The organism is Streptomyces sp. NPDC050636, assembly GCF_040654775.1.
Classification (GTDB): domain Bacteria; phylum Actinomycetota; class Actinomycetes; order Streptomycetales; family Streptomycetaceae; genus Streptomyces.
This window is the reverse complement of sequence record NZ_JBFAIP010000052.1, coordinates 1-15,945: the sequence shown is the minus strand read 5'-3', so window position 1 is coordinate 15,945 and position 15,945 is coordinate 1. Positions and strand designations below refer to the sequence as shown.

The following is a 15,945-nucleotide window of genomic DNA, read 5'->3' as shown; positions in this document are numbered from 1 at the left end:
ACGGCCGATGCCCAAGCGCGTGGACCACGAGGAACGGCGCACCGAGATCGCCGAGGCGCTGGTCCGGGTCGCCGGACGACGCGGGCTGCACGCGGTGGGGATGCGCGATGTGGCTGCGGAGGCCGGGGTGTCGCTGCGGCTGGTGCAGTACTACTTCGAGACCAAGGAGAAGTTGCTGCTCCACGGACTGCAGCAGCTGGCGGCCGGATTCGGCGAGCGGGTCGCCGCACGGGTCCGCGCCGTCGGGGACGATCCCGGGCCGCGCGCGAAGATCGAAGCAATCCTCATGACGGCGTTGCCGACCGACGAGGAAAGCCGCACCTTCCACCTCGTCTACACCGCGTACGCCGTGTTGTCCGTGACCGACGAAACGCTCGCCGCCCAGCCCTTCGTCAAGGATCCCGACGCCGCAGAGGAGGCCGTGACCGGCTTGCTCCGGCAGGCACGGGACATGCGGCTCACCCAGCCGGATCTGGACCCACGGCTGGAGGCGATCAGCCTGCTCGCCCTGTCGGCAGGGCTGGGCACCAGCGTTCTGGTCGGCCAGCGCAGCACGGAGTCCGCCGCCGCCGTCCTGGAACACCAACTGGACCGGATCTTCCAAGGCGGCGGACGCAACGACTGAGAGTCCCACCAAGTAGCGCGCTCGGTCACAGCGGTTGGAGCCACCCTACGGGTTCATTTCCCCTTCACCCGCTTCGCGCAAGGCCCGGCATCACCGGCCAGGGGCTTTCCTGTCGACCAGGCCATGCTGTCGGAGCATGACGCGAATCAGACAGCGTCGGCGGTTGACGTCATGGTGGTCCTCGTATGCGGTACGGCCGTGCAGAATTCTGCGGTCGTCAGTGATCAGGCAGTCGCCTTCCTCCAGCAGGACTGTGACGCTCAGCTCCGGGCGGGCGACGACGTGTTTCAGGGCGTCGACGGCCGAGCGTCTCGCCGACGACAGGGGCTCGCCGGTCAGCTCGGCGGCGGTTTCGATCCTTGTGACGTTGCACCGGACGTGGACGCGGCCGTCGGGGCGTACCTCGAAGACCGGCGCCCACACCACCGGTGCCCTTCCCGGGGGCGTGACATGACGCCGGTCGAATGCGAAGGGGCAGCTCAGCAGGGCGAGTTCACCGGGGAACTCCTCCTGCAGAATGCGGTGGACCGCCCAGCCGTCGACCAGGACGGACGCGCCGCCCTGTGCGGCTCTGCGATGGGTGAGAAGGGCGATCCAGTCCGGCTCCTGGCCGAAGGGCCTGACCGCTTGGTCGTTGTGCAGGTGCAGATAGCCGCGCGACTTGGAGGTGTAGGCATTCTCGTGGAAACGGCGGTCGTCGGTGTACTCCGAGACACCCTCGTCCCGGACCAGCCAGGCCAGGGCGGTGTCCCCGCCATGGCCTTGCGGGAGCGGCTCGCCCAGGTGGCTGAGCATCGACTCGCAGAAGCGTTGCGCGTCAGCAGGCCCCATGGACGTGGCGGGGACATCGGTCACCACGGTGAAGCCCGGTCCTTCGAGAAGTGCGTCACGCACCCGGCGGGCCAGCGCCGCGTGATCACGGAAGTACGGCAGGCGAAAGTCCGAGTGGGAGGCGAAGGTTTGCTGCGTCCAGCCGTTCGCGGCGTCTCGGAGCATGGGTCGAGGGTAGGAGTGGGCGCCGGTCCGGCAGAAGGCGGAAACAGGCCCTCCGCCGGCATCCGGACAGGCCCTAGGCTGACGCCGGGCTGCTGAGGGGTGGTGCCGGATGCGGGTGAGGCGGTTGGGCCGTGACGGCCCCTGGGTGTCGGCTATGGGCCTGGGCTGCATGGGCATGTCGGAGTTCTACGGAGCCGCCGACGAGGCCGAGTCGATGGCCACCATCCGTATGGCCCTGGACCTCGGTGTCACCTTCCTCGACACGGCCGACATGTACGGCCCGTACACCAATGAACGGCTCGTTGGCCGAGCCGTGGCCGGCCGTCGTCAGACGGTCTTCCTCGCCACCAAGTTCGGCGTCGTACGCGGCCGTGACCCGAGGGACCGACGGGTCAACTCGACGCCGGGGTACGCCAAGCGAGCCTGCGAAGCGTCCCTGCGCCGCCTGGGCGTCGACTACCTGGACCTGTTCTACCTGCACCGGCGCGATCCGGACGTGCCGATCGAAGAGACCATCGGCGGCATGTCGGAACTCGTGGCCGAGGGCAAGGTCCGCTATCTCGGTTTGTCGGAGGTGAGTTCCCAGACTCTGCGCAGCGCGTGTGCAGTGGGGCCCATCGCGGCATTGCAGAGCGAATACTCACTGTGGACCCGCGGCCTGGAACGGGACATCCTGCCCGTCGCCCGGGAGCTGGGGGTCGCCCTCGTGCCGTACTCACCACTCGGCCGCGGACTCCTCGCCGGCACCATCACATCAGTCCGCACACTGGCCGTCGACGACATCCGACGCGACCAACCCCGCTTCCGGGGAGCGAACCTCGCGACCAACCTCGCACTGGCCGACCGGGTACGGAAACTCGCCGGGAACATTGGTTGCACACCGGCTCAGCTGGCCCTCGCCTGGGTGCTGGCCCAAGGGGACACCGTCATCCCCATTCCGGGAATGCGCCGAGTCGGACACCTGCAAGAGAACGCCGGGGCTCTCGACGTCCAACTCTCCGCCGAACAGGTGCGGTCGATCACCGAGGCGGTCCCGGAAGCGGCAGGCGCCCGCGCACCCGACCTGTCCCGGTTGGAGAAGTGAACTGGCTGTTCAGCTACCGCCGAACTCACCATCCGATACGAGCGAACCGGCTCACACTCCTCGCCTTTCTCGGCCTCGCCGCCGCCCTGACCTGCTACAAGAAGCTCTCAAGACTGAGGAGGGGCAGCGGGAGACCGTTGCGGTATCCCGCTGCCCGAACGTGATCACCGGTCAGGCTGGGGCGCGATTGATCAGGCCCGGGTCATCGGTGCCTGTAGTTCCGTCACCCAGTCGTCGCGGTTCTCGGGGCACTCCAGGTTGAGTTCGCGGGGGTATCCGGTCGGTTGGTAGCCGTTGGCGTCGGTCCAGCGGGCCAGGGTCTGGGCGGTGGGGAGCACGGTGTCCATCGAGCCGCGGTGCACGATAGTCGCCGCCTGGTCGAGGGACGGCAGGTCGAGGACTCGGAACGCGCCGTCCTGGAGAGGGGCGGAGACCTGCACGGCGGCGTGGACGCTGATCCTGCCGCCGCCCTCCGAGGCGTCCTCGTAGTAGGCGACACCGGGGCCCGTGGGCGTGATACCCGCCGAGCCCAGGCGCTGGAACAACTCGGCGTAGAGCGGCCCGATGACCGGGCCGATGTCCTGGGGCTCGAAACTCGCGGCGGTTGCGGTCAGCTCCGCCACCCGGACGGTGGGGACGCTCTTGATGACAACGTCGTTCGTGGGCATGTGCCCCTCGCTCTCGATCGCTCGGAGTCTCGCCTCGACCTGAACCAGCCGTGCTCCTGCGGCAGCCACGGCGCTCTCCAGTTCGGCCCGCCGCAGCCGCAGCATGCCGCGCAGTTCCTCGGCGCTGACTTTTTCGTCCACGATGTCCTGCACCTGCTGGAGGGTGAATCCGAGGTCCTTGAGCGCGATGATCCGGTTGAGGCGGGCGAGCTGGGCGGCGGTGTAGTGGCGGTAGCCGCTGGCAGGGTCGGTGTGGGCCGGGCGCAGCAGGCCGGTCGCGTCGTAGTGACGCAGCATCCGGACTGACACGCGGCCGTGCCGGGCGAAGTCTCCGATGGTGAACATGATGTCTCCGAGCTGACCACCTGACACGGTGTGAGGGTCAAGAAGCTACTTGGCGGCCGAGGAACAGCAAGAACGCGGGGTAGCAGCGTCATCGGCGCAGCTGTATGGAGTGCCGTCGAGCGAGCAGTCCGTGACGAGACAACGCCACGTGAGGCATCCTCTTGGACCGTGTAGGACATGGTCTTAGCCCTCGCTGCTGATCGCAGAGCCCAACTGCATCTGTGCGCAGCAGGCGTCCGCGGACGGAGTTACGCCGCCGCCAGGCCACGAAGACTTGACGCACAGTCAGAGCCTGCACGTGTCCACGTGGGTGATCGTGATCATCTCGCCGGCTTTCCGGTTTTCGACAACTCCGGGTAGCAGCGGTAATGCTCTGACCGGATATCCCTCAACAGCCGGTGGGACCGCGGCGGGCGCTGGATGATCCCACGCACCGAGGAAACCGGCGCTGCCGATGACCGGGTCGGCGCGCGTTCGGCGGCGGTGTTTCACCTGTAAGAGTCCTGTGCCTGGCGGGGTGGTCGACTGGTGATATTTCGGCCGTCTTTCGGGAATATGTCCGTGACAGGTGCATCCTGCCCCGAGAAATCACCTTGAGAAGGGAATCCGCATGGCGAACTTCAGAGGCAATTCAGTCCAAGACAAGATCTATCAGAGCATGAGGATTGCTGCCGAGGGTCTGCTCAATGAAAAGGGAATGTCGGCGATCGATGTCGGCTCGAACGGACACTTCCCGTATAACTACATGAGCTCCGAAAACTTCCTTCTTCGCGAAACCTGGGATTACCTCAACCGTACGATGGTGTGGCACAAGGGGGAGGGGAATCCGGCGGCGCCGGGGGAGCCTCATGCGGCGTTCGGGGGGCCGCTGAGCAATCTGTACGACAGCTACCTCAACTCGCTCGGATACAAGTTCTCATCCGAGGACCAGGCGAGGAAGTCGGAGTACACCATCAAGGTCCAGCAAAAGGGGCAGGATCTCGTAGCCCAGTACGAGCAGATCTACGGCACGATCACGGACCTGACCGCCTCCGGGCAGACGACGAAACTCGACTACATCCTCTCCTACAAGCTGACGCAGTGGGCCGGAGTGAAGGGCATCCGGCTGACCGAGGAGGTTATCCAGAACCTCAGCGACCACCTTCCGAACCGTCCGTACTCGGCAGATCAGCTCCTCCCTCTGATCTCGGACTACCTCGGCGCGCTGGTCCCGATCCTCGGACTGCTCAACAAGCAGCTCAACGCCTCGTTCACGCTGACCAGGCTCAAGAGGAACACTGAGCACCCCTCCACTGACAACGGAGGTGTGGTCACGAGTGACAAGGTAACGCGCGTCGGGTTCGGAATCCGGGAAAAAATGTCGCAGATCGATGCGGCTCTGGCGAATCCGAAGAACTCCGTTGAAGTAAAGCTCAAGATCAACAAGTACAGGCGCCAGGAAGCGGACCTTGACATCAACGGAGAGGCCGGGGGAACCATTCCGCTGTTCGACCTGTTCAGCATCGGGGTGGGCGGGAGTGCTCACTATTCTCTGTACGACCTGAACGAGGAGGGCAGCACCTGCGACGTGAAGGTCATCTTCAGGGGAGTCAATGCCGTCCACCTCGGGCCGACTGACTATCAGGAAGACACGGGAACCGGATGGTTCACGCTGAATCCGATCCAGGAAGCCATCAAGAACCATGGCAAGGACGTGAGCAGCTGGGTGCTCGACCCCTACCCGACGGACGATGGCATCGGCGTGCTCCGGTACCTGGCGATCAGCCAGCTCCCCGAACTGCAGCTCAACTACACGAGCGGCAAGGTGAGCGAGCATGTGCGGAAACTGGAGCAGCAGTCCGGCCTCGAAGTCTCATTCCTCGGTATTCCGTTGGTGGACACCAGGCAGAGGTACTCCTCCACGAAGATCGAGGAACATGAGGAGAACAACGGGTACAGCATCACATTCAAGCCGCCGGCGCCGTCCGGTTCCGCTTGGGACCAGCGGGCACAGGTGCTGGGCGGCGGAATTGACGAGGTGTCGCCGCAGAGCCCGAACTCGCGATAGTCGCGGCGCGGGGGGCGACCGGCCAGGTCGTCCCCTCCCGCCCTTGGTCGCTGCCCCTCGTCGTCATCAATCTCATGCACTCGCACCCGTTCAGCCACGCAGCAGTCACCCGCACCCATGCCGGGTCAGACGGGAACTCGCGCCGGGCCTGACGGGGCATCGATCAGTCGGCCCGGCGCTTCCTGCGTCTCATGGTGCCCGCGAGCCTCGGTCAGCTGCCGACGTAGGCCGCGAGGTGCTCGCCGGTGAGGGTGGAGCGGGCGGCGACGAGGTCGGTGGGGGTGCCCTCGAAGACGATGCGGCCGCCGTCGTGGCCGGCGCCGGGGCCGAGGTCGATGATCCAGTCGGCGTGCGCCATGACCGCCTGGTGATGCTCGACGACGATGACCGACTTGCCGGAGTCGACGAGCCGGTCGAGCAGGCCGAGCAGCTGCTCGACGTCGGCGAGGTGCAGGCCGGTGGTCGGCTCGTCGAGGACGTAGACACCGCCCTTGTCGGCCATGTGGGTAGCCAGCTTGAGCCGCTGCCGCTCGCCGCCGGACAGCGTAGTGAGCGGCTGGCCGAGACTGAGGTAGCCGAGCCCGACGTCGGCGAGCCGGGACAGGATCTTGTGGGCGGCCGGGATCTTCGCCTCACCGTCGGCGAAGAACTCCTCGGCCTCGGTCACCGACATCGCGAGCACTTCGCTGATGTCGCGGCCACCGAGGTGGTATTCGAGGACCGATGCGTCGAACCGCTTCCCCTCGCACTCCTCGCAGGTGGTGGCGACACCGGCCATCATCGCCAGGTCGGTGTAGATGACGCCGGCGCCGTTGCAAGTGGGGCAGGCACCCTCGGAGTTGGCGCTGAACAGCCCCGGCTTCACGCCGTTGACCTTCGCGAACGCCTTGCGGATCGGGTCGAGCAGGCCGGTGTACGTCGCCGGGTTGCTCCGTCGCGAACCGCGGATCGCGCCCTGGCCGACCGACACCACACCCGCGCCGGCGGCCCCCGACTGCTGTGGCAGTGACCCGTGCACGAGCGAGCTCTTGCCGGAGCCGGCCACGCCGGTGACCACGCAGAGCACCCCGAGCGGGATGTCGACCGCGACGTCCTGCAGGTTGTTGGAGGTCGCGCCGCGGATCTCCAGCTTGCCGGAGGGCGTCCGCACCGTCTCCTTGAGGGAGGCCCGGTCGTCGAGGTGGCGGCCGGTGATGGTGCCGCCGGCCCGCAGCCCCTCGACGGTGCCCTCGAAGCAGACGGTGCCGCCCGCCGTACCGGCGCCGGGGCCGAGGTCGACGACGTGGTCGGCGATCGCGATGGCCTCGGGCTTGTGCTCGACGACCAGCACCGTGTTGCCCTTGTCCCGCAGCCGCAGCAGCAGGTCGTTCATCCGCTGGATGTCATGGGGGTGCAGGCCGATGGTGGGCTCGTCGAAGACGTAGGTGACGTCGGTGAGCGAGGAACCGAGGTGGCGGATCATCTTGACGCGCTGCGCCTCGCCGCCCGACAGCGTGCCCGATGGCCGGTCGAGCGAGAGATAGCCGAGGCCGATCTCCACGAACGAGTCGAGGGTCTGCTGCAGTGCGGTGAGCAGCGGCGCCACCGACGGCTCGTCGAGACCGCGGACCCATTTGGCCAGGTCGCTGATCTGCATCGCGCAGGCGTCGGCGATGCTGATCCGCTTGATCTTCGACGACCGGGCCCCCTCGCTGAGCCGGGTGCCGTCGCACTCGGGGCAGACGGTGAACGTCATCGCCCGCTCCACGAATGCGCGGATGTGCGGCTGCAGTGCGTCGATGTCCTTGGACAGCATCGACTTCTGGATCTTCGGGATCAGACCCTCGTACGTCAGGTTGATACCGTCGACCTTGATCTTGGTCGGCTCCTTGTGGAGGAGGTCGTGCAGCTCCCTCTTGGTGTACTTGCGGATCGGCTTGTCCGGGTCGAAGAAGCCGCAGCCGCTGAAGATGCGGCCGTACCAGCCGTCCATGCTGTAGCCGGGGATCGTGAGCGCACCCTCGTTGAGCGACTTGCCGTCGTCGTAGAGCTGGGTGAGGTCGATGTCGGAGACCGTGCCCCGGCCTTCGCAGCGCGTACACATGCCGCCGGTGCGGTTGAACGTCGCTTTCACCGCCTTCTTGGCACCGCGCTCGACGGTGATCGCACCGCTCGCCCGGACCGATGGGACGTTGAAGGCGTACGCGCTGGGCGGGCCGATGTGCGGCTTCCCGAGCCGGCTGAAGAGGATGCGCAGCATCGCGTTGGCGTCGGTGGCGGTGCCGACCGTGGAGCGGGCGTCGCCACCCATCCGCTGCTGGTCGACGATGATCGCGGTCGTCAGCCCTTCGAGTACGTCGACCTCGGGCCGCGCCAGCGTCGGCATGAAGCCCTGCACGAAGGCGCTGTAGGTCTCGTTGATCAGCCGCTGCGACTCCGCGGCGATCGTGTCGAACACCAGCGAGCTCTTGCCCGAGCCGGAGACGCCGGTGAACACCGTCAGCCGGCGCTTGGGGAGTTCGATGCTGACGTCCTTGAGATTGTTCACGCGCGCGCCGTGCACGCGGATCAAATCGTGGCTGTCGGCACCGTGGAGCGCAGGCGACTGTGTGTCCGTCCTCTTGGCCGTGCTCATCGTGTCTCCATCTGTTACGCGGGGCCGCCTTCGCGGTCTCGGCCGGCATCGCCTGGATCGATCTAACCAGCTTCGAGCAGGACGGCTGGTTCTCTTTCGCTTCGGCCCGTGGAGCCTATGGGCCTAGGCCACGCCACGTGCCCGCCGAGGCGTCAGGCAACCGGCGGGGTAGCTCGGGGACGTTGCCGTCGGGGTCGGGGTCGGTGGTGGTGATGGTGGCTACCAAGCGGACGGCTCAGCGCCGCTTCTGGATGCCGATCACCCGTCGTATCCGACGTCGTTGCGGACCTCGAAGCCGAGGGTGTCGCGGTAGAAGGCCAGGGAGGCGTCCGGGTCGTTGTGCAGGAGGAATCTCGCGTGAATGGTGATGTCCATGGCAGTCACGCTAGGCGCGGCTCGGCCCCGACGCTTCTCGATTCCTGATCGGTCTGGTCACCTGTTTCGCCACGCAGGACGGCATCCCCGCCGTCGAGCGCGCCGCCTGGTGCCGATAGACGCTGGGCGGCACACCGACCAGCTCGGTGAAGCGAGTGCTGAAGGTGCCCAGCGACGAGCAGCCGACCGCGAAGCAGACCTCGGTGACGCTGAGGTCGCCACGACGCAGCAGCGCCATCGCGCGCTCGATGCGCCGCGTCATGAGGTAGCCGTACGGTGACTCACCGTAGGCGAGTCGGAACTGGCGGCTGAGGTGCCCGGCCGACATGTGCGCGCCGCGGGCGAGCGCCTCGACGTCCAGCGGCTGCGCGTACTCCCGGTCGATCCGGTCGCGGACGCGGCGCAGCTGCGCGAGGTCGTGCAAGTGCTGCGCCGTGGCGGCTCTTCTGGTCACCTGCAAGATCGTGCCACGTCGCGTCGGAGCTGCCTAGCGCCGCTGACGTCCCACCTCACCCCACCTCATCCCACCTCACCCCATCCCATCCCATCCACCGTTCTGATCGGTGCAGGCACGGCGCCGCAGGTAGTGATCTCGGAATCAGCGCCAGCCGTTTCTCAGATCTTCAGAGGCGACAACGAATACGGCCACTTGATGCGCTCGGCGATCACCGGCGCCGGCATCGTCGGCCACGCCCGTAACAGGACCTGCGTCTGCGGCTCGACCGGATCAACGACCGAACCCCACGGCGCACGTTCGTACTTCGGCGGCCGATCCGACGCCGACGCCAACGCCAACGCCCAAGAGGGGGCAACTCTCGGAGAACCACGAGAGGTCAGCCCCTGCCGCACCAGGGACATCGCGTACCGCCATCGGTCTGAGTATGCAGACAAGCCGTGCGCTGCAGCCGTCGTGACCGACGTCGATCCAGTGATGGAACAGGTCCCGGTCGTAGCCGGTGCGGTCGCGCGGACGAACGGCCTCGCAAGCGAGATCCGGAGTGGCCGACCTACGGGCCGACGATCTGACCCTGATCTGACCCAGATCTGACCCACTACGAATCGGAGCCAGGCCACGGCCTGGAACGCCGCGCGAGCCGACCAACTGTCGGCCGCGCAACCCACGCGGTTCGGGTCATCGCGCCCGCCATCGAGATCAAGACCTCAGCTGGGCCGTAACGTCTGCCGCCCCCCGGTAGTTGATCCCTTGCTGTTGGGCAATTCACGTGTGAGGAGCAACCCGGCAGTGAACATGTTGTTTGGGGAAACCCGCGCATGGCTACGCGAGTTGGGGGTTCCCGACAGCGATCCGGATACAAACGCGATGGTTTCTGAGCGGACGTTCCCGGACGGCTGTCATTGGAGGTTCGAGGCTCCCACGGTCAACACCGTGGAGGCTGTGGAGACGCTGCTGTCACAGAGTGTCCAGCGCGGGTTCACGATCAACCGCGTCACTGAGACCTTCGGCCTGAGCCGGCACACACTCGGTGAGATCCGCGACTATGTCGCCCTCGGGCAAGAGTACGGTGCGCAGATCCTCATGTCGGTGGGTCCGCGTGCCATCTATGACATCGGCGCGACGGTCCAGACCCAAGAGGGTGTCCGCGTCGGGTACCGGCTGCGCGGGCAGGAGCAGCTCGTACGTGCCATTGAGGACGTGAGGCGGGCGGTCGATGTCGGAGTGCGCGGGTTCATCCTTCACGACGAGGGCCTTCTGTCGGTACTCGGCCGCTTGCGGGCCGCCGGGAAGATTCCCCACGACACGCACCTGAAGATCTCCGCACACTGCGGGCTGGGGAACGGCGCGGCCGCCCAGGTGCTGGAGGAGCTCGGGGCAGACAGTGTCAACCCGGTACGTGATCTGACGCTTCCGATGATTGCGGCGCTGCGGAAGGCCGTGGAGATCCCGCTGGATGTGCACGTGGACAACACCAAGACTTCCGGTGGGTTCATCCGCACGTACGAGGCGCCGGACTTCGTACGTGTGGCATCTCCGGTCTACCTCAAGACGGGCGGCAGCGCGCTGGCTGGTCACAGCACCAGGGCGACACCGCAGCAGACCGAGGACATGCTCCGGCAAATGGAGATCACCGCGGAATTCATGGAACGCCACTATCCGCAGGCTCGCCAGAGCCCACCCGATGGGGCGAAGCATCTGGCCCCATCTCCTGCCGGGCCGTGACTGCCACTGCCACTGCCACTGCCACTGTCACCGCAACCGCGGCACGACGGGCTGACGCGTGCGGCTGATACCCCGGCTGGGACTCCTGTACCTGGCTGAGCGCCGTAGTTGGCGAGTCCTGCCAACTACGGGGCGCCGACACTCCGGTTCCGTGCCCGATGTGAGGTTCCGAGCCTTCCGGACAAGGTGCTGTTCGTCGGCCGCCATTGGCACGGCGGTGCTGACGGCGGACGGTAGCTTCTCACCATGCCGATGATGTCCTTCCCTCAGACCGGGTGTGAGATCTCGGGAACTCTGAGCGTCAGGTCAGCTGCCGGATGCTGGGAGAGTGGGAGCTCGTGGCGAGCGGTTGCCCACATGAACGGCGCCCACCAGTAGTCAACGACGGCCCGGAGTATCAGTCGCTCTTGTTCATGGGTGACGTCGAAGCCGGCGATGCACGCTGCGGCTGGGTCCTTAGGGCGTTCCAGTTCATCCTGCTTCCAGCAGCTCGACCGGCGGTTGGAACCCGGCCCGCTGGTAGAGCGGGACACTGCGTTCGGACGGCCAGACGATGAGGGTGTCCATGCCGTGGTGCTGAGCGTGCAGCCTCAGAGCATCCAGCAGGGCAGCCCCGAAGCCACGGTTGCGCTGGGAAGGGGCGACATAGAAGTTCGTCACATAACCGACGGGGGTGTTGTCCTCGTAGGGCTCGGGCACTCTCTCGATCAGGTGGAGGAAGACATGCCCGCAGATCTCTCCTCCGCTTTCAACGACCCAGGCCAGCCAACGTCTGCTGTCGAGCCGCTCCCGGATCCACTGCTCCGCCTCTTTCATGGACCGAACCGGAGCGGAAGGGTCTCCTGCGTGGTCCTCTTGCTTGAATTCCCAGCGCAGTCGGGCCAGAACGGGGGCATCGGCGGCGCGGGCTTGGCGCACGTGGAAGTCTGTGGTCATCGGGTCAGTCTCGCGTGCCCCGATCATGTCCGGCTCCCCCTTTTTTCAGTGCCTGGACATGCACGACAGGGCACTGTTGTCGACTGTCTCACCGTGTTTTGTCCGCGGAGGGCGAATCGGACAAGGTCACGTGAGACAGGGGCGAGAGTGGACGGGACGGGACACCCCGGCCTCGAATGGCACCTTGAACAGCACCTCGAACAGCACTTTGAACAGCACCTCGAACTGGGTAGCTCACCTGGTCATTTGAGCCCGGCCCAAGCTGCGGGAACCGGAAGCCGCCGACCGCAGGAGCCCGGTGACGGGTTGGGCCGGACGAACTGGGCAACGACGATGAAGTGCTCGTCATCTACGCGTCAGCTACACGACAGGGATCCGGTCCCGTCCTCGTAGATGCGGGCGGGTTGGTCAATGGTTGTTTGTTCGGGGGCCGATGAGGCCTGCTTCGTAGGCTAGGACTACCGCTTGGGTGCGGTTGTTAGCGCCAAGTTTGGTCAGCGCATTGCCTACGTGTGTTTTGACGGTTTCCAGGCTTACCTGCAGTTGCGTGGCTGCTTCTTGGTTGGATTGCCCGTTCGCTATGAGTTGCAGGATTTCGGTCTCCCGGCCTGTGAGTGTGGCAGCTCTGGCGGTGTGGGTATCGCGCCGTATGGGTCGGCTGGCGGCCAGGGTGCGGATGGCGTCGGGGAACAGTACGGAGTCGCCGGTGGCCACCAGCCGGATGGCGTGCGCGATCTGTTGGGAGGGCGCCCGTTTGCGGATGAAGCCGTTTGCGCCGGCCCGGAGCGCGTCATAGACGTGGTCGTCGTTCTCGAATGTGGTGATCATGATGATCTTCGGCGGATCGGGCAGCGTGGTCCGCAGTTGTCGGGTCGCTTCGATGCCGTCCATTCGGGGCATCCGTACGTCCATCAGTATGACGTCGGGGTGTAGCTGCTCGGCCATGGGAAGTGCATCGGTGCCGTCGGCGGCTTCGCCGATGACGTCCAGGTCGGGTTTGGCTGACAGCAGGGCGCGCAGTCCGGTGCGTGTGAGCTCCTCATCGTCGACTATGAGGACGGTAATAGGCCGGTCGGCGGCCGCAGTTGGCTCGCTGTACGTGTTCATGGCGCCGACCGTAGCGGTATTCGCGCGGCCAGCCGCCAGTGTGTGCCGCCGCGCTCGTCCGTGGGACCGGCGGATACTTCACCGCGCAGGAGCCGCACCCGCTCGGTGATTCCGGTCAGTCCGTGTCCGCGTTCCCTGCCGGGGCGGAAGCGTGCCGTGGCGTTGACGGGGTTGATGAGTTCGACCTCCAGCCAGCCGTCCTGTGCGGCGACGCGGAGGCTGATCGCTGCCATCTCGCTGTGCCGCAGCGCGTTGGTCAGGCCCTCCTGAATGATCCGGTACGCCTCGCGGGACACGGTGGCCGGGAGATGGGCCAGGTCCCCGGTGGTTTCGACGCGGAGTCCGGCGCCTGCCTGCCGGACCCGCTCGGTCAGGGGGCCGAGGTCGGCGAGGGTGCGCTGGGGTGTCGTGGGCGACTGGTCCTCGCGGAGGACGCCGAGGACGTGGTCGAGGTCGTCCATTGCGGCGCGGGACGTCTCCTCGATGCTGCTGAGGGCACGTCGGGCCGCGTCCGGGTCGCTGTCCATCAGTTCCCCTGCGACGGCGGCCTGGATGGTGGATGCCGTGAGGGTGTGCCCTATGGAGTCGTGCAACTCCTGTGCCAGTCGGTTGCGTTGGGCGAGCAGGTTCATCCGCTGTTCCACGGCGGCCAGCCGCTCGGCGGGCCGGTGGCCGAGGAGGACCGGTGCGAGTACGCGCAGGGCCGCCGCGCCGCCGGTGGCGATGTACCCGGCGAGCGCCAGACATACGGCGGAGACGACCGCTGCCCACAGGCCCTGCCACCCGTGCTGCACCCCGATGGTCCATCCGAAACTCGCCACCGGGCCACCCCCGCTCAGCCAGACCGACGGGAACACGACGGCCGCGAAGACCAACAGGCAGGTCACCGTGGTCACCGCGGCACCGACTGCCATGTGTGCGGCCAGGTACACCGACGTCCGCAGCCGGTTCGCCCAGGGGGACGCCGGCGATTCCAGCGGGGTTGGCAGACCGGTGCCCAGCAGCCGGTTGGCCAGCCGCACGCACTCCTTGCGCGCCGTGCGAGGAGCACCCATGGCCACGAGCATTGCGCACAGCCCGAGGCTGAATCCCACGACACGGAGCGCGGCCGGCCACTTCGGCGATGCCGCGACGAACGCCACGATCAGCGGCGGCGGGCTCAAGGCCACGCCGATAAATGTGTATGTCCAACCCCGGTACACGGCCCTGCTGCAGAGCGACCGAATCAATTTGCTCACGGCCTGCACAGTACCTTCGGGCCCCGCGGTGCACCTCCCCCGAAAGAGCCAGTACGGGCTCCCGCTGCAGAGGGAGCCCGGATTTCCCCCGGCACAGCGATGCGCGAGCACATCGTCGACTGGGAACGTTGTGCGAACGAAAATGCTTCAATTCGAGGCCCTGGAAGGAAGTCGTGAAATCGAAACCCGCGTCGCACTCCGGAAACCGCACCTCCCTGGCCGCAAGGATCGGTGCGGGCGCATGGATAGCCGCCACCGTGCAGTTCCTCGTCGTCCAGTTGATAGTGGAGTCCGCCTGGCGCACGCCCTACAGCTGGGCGAGTTACAACATCAGCGACCTCGGCAACGTCCACTGCCAGACCTGGGATGTCTCCCGGCCTCGGTATGTATGCTCACCGCTGCACTACGCCATGAACACCTCCTTCGTCGTCCACGGCGTACTGCTGCTCGCCGGCATGTTGCTGGCCGGTGCCTGTTGGGGCCGCAGCCGGTTGTCGGCAAGTGCCCGGATTCTGTTTCTCATCAATACCGGCGGGTGGGTCCTGGTCGGACTTGTCCCCGCGGACATCGGCGAGGACCTTCATGTATTGGGTGCACTTCTCATTATGGTGTTGGGTAATATCGGACTCGTTTGTTCCGGATTCGCTCCGCGGGGTTCTTTGTTCGGTGGACTGCGTCCTGTGACTTTCTCTATAGCTGCTGCGGGGGTTGTTTCGGCGTGGATGTTCTTTGGTCAGTACGATCCTGGTATTGGTTTGGGCGTCCTGGAGCGGGGCGCGGCTTTCGCGCTGGATGCGTGGGCGCTTTTCATGGCCCTCGTGATACTCCGTGCCGGCCGATCGGGGAGCGCGGGCGGGTGAGGGTTGGGCAGCCGGCTGCGAGTATGAGGCGGCGCTGGCTGGATGGTTGGTTGGGGTGGGTCTCCCCATCAGGTTTGCCAGTGTCCTGAGGGGCCCGGCGCACGGAGCTGTAGCGCTGCTGCGGCGGCTTGCGGTTACGGGCCGTCAGTCCGTCGGCCGGAAGCGGGAGTGGGGGCTGGAGTAGGAGCTGGAGTGGGGTCGGCGCACCGGCTTTCCGGTGCGGGTCGTGGCTCTGGTCAAGGGTGCCCCTCGCCGACGTGACGGGGGCTGGGACGGTTGCCGCCCCAATTCGCGCTGCACTGTGCGGAGCTGGTTTCTGTGTGCGCGGCGAAGAGGGGCGGCGTCATCATGTCCGCCGGGCCTTTCCTGCGGTGGACGGCCTGAGCCACAGGGGCAGGAGCCGGGCCAGTGCCCTGGGCATGCGCAGGACGCTGCGGAGCGACTCCGCCGCCGACGAGCGGCTGGGGACGGTCTTTTGAGTGGGGGAGGGGCAGGCGTCATCTTCGACGATGGGGGCGGGTTCGGGCTCGACTTGGTGGGCGGGGTAGGTCTGGGCGCGCAGGTAGCCCTCCAGCGCGCGCATGGGATCGATGGGCATGGCGTCTCTCCTGGTGTCGCGTCGGGGATCCAGCAGGGACCCGCCCCTTGGCGGGGCGGGACGCAATGCCCCTCAGCAACGGAGGACGGCGTGGCGGGCGCGGGCCGCGGCAAGGACGGCGGCCGCGGGCCTGGGTGTGGCCGGGCGGCCACCGAGACGCTTCGCCGCCCGCCTGGCCTTCCAGGGAGAATTTGACGGGCGCCCGCACTCGGCCGTTGGTCGGCCCGCCCATTCCCATGCCGGACTGCGGCGACCAGAAGCGCACGCGGCGCT

13 protein-coding genes and 2 pseudogenes are annotated in these 15,945 nt (G+C 66.7%); 5 read left to right on the top strand and 10 right to left on the bottom strand.

Translation table 11 applies throughout. The features are described from left to right. The first annotated feature begins 7 nt into the window (after positions 1-7). Positions 8-625, top strand: coding sequence for a TetR/AcrR family transcriptional regulator (locus tag AB0I10_RS28180; protein ID WP_363155448.1), 618 nt, complete (start codon positions 8-10; stop codon positions 623-625). Between the two features lie 90 nt (positions 626-715). Here AB0I10_RS28180 and AB0I10_RS28175 read toward each other — a convergent pair whose 3' ends face one another. Continuing rightward, positions 716-1,621, bottom strand: a complete 906-nt coding sequence (locus tag AB0I10_RS28175; RefSeq protein WP_363155447.1) for a TauD/TfdA family dioxygenase — start codon at positions 1,619-1,621, stop codon at positions 716-718. Between the two features lie 109 nt (positions 1,622-1,730). On the opposite strand from AB0I10_RS28175, the gene AB0I10_RS28170 reads away from it, so the two are divergent. Then, positions 1,731-2,705: an aldo/keto reductase gene (locus tag AB0I10_RS28170; RefSeq protein ID WP_363155446.1), complete on the top strand. Its 975-nt coding sequence runs from the start codon at positions 1,731-1,733 to the stop codon at positions 2,703-2,705. Between the two features lie 191 nt (positions 2,706-2,896). Here the strand turns inward: AB0I10_RS28170 and AB0I10_RS28165 are convergent, their stop codons facing one another. Beyond that, positions 2,897-3,718, bottom strand: a complete 822-nt coding sequence (locus AB0I10_RS28165) for a MerR family transcriptional regulator (protein ID WP_363155445.1) — start codon at positions 3,716-3,718, stop codon at positions 2,897-2,899. Positions 3,719-4,328: 610 nt separating this feature from the next. Between AB0I10_RS28165 and AB0I10_RS28160 the strand changes: the two genes are divergently transcribed. Continuing rightward, on the top strand, positions 4,329-5,765 hold the full coding sequence (locus AB0I10_RS28160) for a hypothetical protein (protein WP_363155444.1): 1,437 nt from the start codon (positions 4,329-4,331) through the stop codon (positions 5,763-5,765). Between the two features lie 211 nt (positions 5,766-5,976). Here AB0I10_RS28160 and AB0I10_RS28155 read toward each other — a convergent pair whose 3' ends face one another. The 4 genes and pseudogenes from AB0I10_RS28155 to AB0I10_RS28140 form a co-directional block, all read right to left on the bottom strand. Then, complete coding sequence (locus AB0I10_RS28155; RefSeq protein WP_363155443.1) at positions 5,977-8,379, bottom strand: excinuclease ABC subunit UvrA; 2,403 nt, start codon at positions 8,377-8,379, stop codon at positions 5,977-5,979. A 261-nt stretch (positions 8,380-8,640) separates the two neighbouring features. Continuing rightward, positions 8,641-8,754 (bottom strand): annotated as a pseudogene (locus AB0I10_RS28150) (VOC family protein); the annotation flags it as partial. A gap of 10 nt (positions 8,755-8,764) precedes the next feature. Next, on the bottom strand, positions 8,765-9,208 hold the full coding sequence (locus tag AB0I10_RS28145; RefSeq protein ID WP_363155442.1) for a helix-turn-helix transcriptional regulator: 444 nt from the start codon (positions 9,206-9,208) through the stop codon (positions 8,765-8,767). Positions 9,209-9,399: 191 nt separating this feature from the next. Then, positions 9,400-9,543: pseudogene (locus AB0I10_RS28140) on the bottom strand (IS21 family transposase); the annotation flags it as partial. A gap of 436 nt (positions 9,544-9,979) precedes the next feature. On the opposite strand from AB0I10_RS28140, the gene AB0I10_RS28135 reads away from it, so the two are divergent. Further along, on the top strand, positions 9,980-10,933 hold the full coding sequence (locus tag AB0I10_RS28135; protein ID WP_363155441.1) for a U32 family peptidase: 954 nt from the start codon (positions 9,980-9,982) through the stop codon (positions 10,931-10,933). A gap of 471 nt (positions 10,934-11,404) precedes the next feature. On the opposite strand, the gene AB0I10_RS28130 is transcribed toward AB0I10_RS28135, so the two are convergent. The 3 genes from AB0I10_RS28130 to AB0I10_RS28120 all read right to left on the bottom strand — a co-directional run bounded on the left by AB0I10_RS28130 (position 11,405) and on the right by AB0I10_RS28120 (position 14,145). Then, positions 11,405-11,869, bottom strand: a complete 465-nt coding sequence (locus AB0I10_RS28130; RefSeq protein ID WP_363155440.1) for a GNAT family N-acetyltransferase — start codon at positions 11,867-11,869, stop codon at positions 11,405-11,407. Between the two features lie 408 nt (positions 11,870-12,277). After that, positions 12,278-12,976, bottom strand: coding sequence for a response regulator transcription factor (locus AB0I10_RS28125; RefSeq protein WP_363155439.1), 699 nt, complete (start codon positions 12,974-12,976; stop codon positions 12,278-12,280). After that, positions 12,973-14,145, bottom strand: a complete 1,173-nt coding sequence (locus tag AB0I10_RS28120) for a histidine kinase (RefSeq protein WP_363155438.1) — start codon at positions 14,143-14,145, stop codon at positions 12,973-12,975. The genes AB0I10_RS28125 and AB0I10_RS28120 overlap by 4 nt, the downstream gene beginning before the upstream one ends. 242 nt (positions 14,146-14,387) lie before the next feature. Here AB0I10_RS28120 and AB0I10_RS28115 point away from each other — a divergent pair, with 242 nt between their 5' ends. Next, a complete protein-coding gene (locus AB0I10_RS28115) occupies positions 14,388-15,074 on the top strand; it encodes a DUF998 domain-containing protein (protein ID WP_363155437.1) in 687 nt (228 codons plus the stop codon). 346 nt (positions 15,075-15,420) lie between these two features. On the opposite strand, the gene AB0I10_RS28110 is transcribed toward AB0I10_RS28115, so the two are convergent. Further along, a complete protein-coding gene (locus tag AB0I10_RS28110) occupies positions 15,421-15,672 on the bottom strand; it encodes a hypothetical protein (RefSeq protein ID WP_363155436.1) in 252 nt (83 codons plus the stop codon). Positions 15,673-15,945 lie beyond the last annotated feature (273 nt).

Coding starts and splice junctions, on each gene's coding strand:
- AB0I10_RS28155 (WP_363155443.1), bottom strand. CDS start 8,379: ATGAGCACGGCCAAGAGGACGGACACACAGTCGCCTGCGCTCCACGGT.
- AB0I10_RS28180 (WP_363155448.1), top strand. CDS start 8: ATGCCCAAGCGCGTGGACCACGAGGAACGGCGCACCGAGATCGCCGAG.
- AB0I10_RS28130 (WP_363155440.1), bottom strand. CDS start 11,869: ATGACCACAGACTTCCACGTGCGCCAAGCCCGCGCCGCCGATGCCCCC.
- AB0I10_RS28175 (WP_363155447.1), bottom strand. CDS start 1,621: ATGCTCCGAGACGCCGCGAACGGCTGGACGCAGCAAACCTTCGCCTCC.
- AB0I10_RS28160 (WP_363155444.1), top strand. CDS start 4,329: ATGGCGAACTTCAGAGGCAATTCAGTCCAAGACAAGATCTATCAGAGC.
- AB0I10_RS28110 (WP_363155436.1), bottom strand. CDS start 15,672: ATGCCCATCGATCCCATGCGCGCGCTGGAGGGCTACCTGCGCGCCCAG.
- AB0I10_RS28170 (WP_363155446.1), top strand. CDS start 1,731: ATGCGGGTGAGGCGGTTGGGCCGTGACGGCCCCTGGGTGTCGGCTATG.
- AB0I10_RS28165 (WP_363155445.1), bottom strand. CDS start 3,718: ATGTTCACCATCGGAGACTTCGCCCGGCACGGCCGCGTGTCAGTCCGG.
- AB0I10_RS28125 (WP_363155439.1), bottom strand. CDS start 12,976: ATGAACACGTACAGCGAGCCAACTGCGGCCGCCGACCGGCCTATTACC.